Consider the following 239-nt stretch of genomic DNA (forward strand, 5'->3'; position numbering starts at 1 on the left):
GTCGAGGCTCCCCGACTGGCTGAGCTGAGCGACGCTGAAGGCGACGTCACCGCTCGCGAATGCAGCGGGCGCCGCGTTGCCGGAGACGGCAGGGATCGCTCCCCTGTCGATCTGGTCCTGGTACCACGTGAGGTACTCGATCATCTCGGGAGAGGCGAACTCGCAGGTCGTGCCGTCTTCGGACCACGGCGCGGCGCCCCATGCGTTCCCGAGCATGGTCACGGCACTCCAGTTCGTCG

Annotated in this window: 1 protein-coding gene; it reads right to left on the reverse strand. The window is 67.8% G+C overall.

Going from position 1 to position 239, the window contains the following annotated elements; all coding sequences use genetic code 11:
* Positions 1 to 222, reverse strand: a 222-nt coding sequence (locus SB753_RS40955; protein WP_410805667.1) for a hypothetical protein, incomplete at its 3' end; no start/stop codon positions are given.
* Positions 223 to 239: the final 17 nt, after the last annotated feature.

Origin of the sequence: Paraburkholderia sp. SIMBA_053 (assembly GCF_046534895.1) — a bacterium.
GTDB classification, from domain to species: Bacteria; Pseudomonadota; Gammaproteobacteria; order Burkholderiales; family Burkholderiaceae; genus Paraburkholderia; species Paraburkholderia caledonica.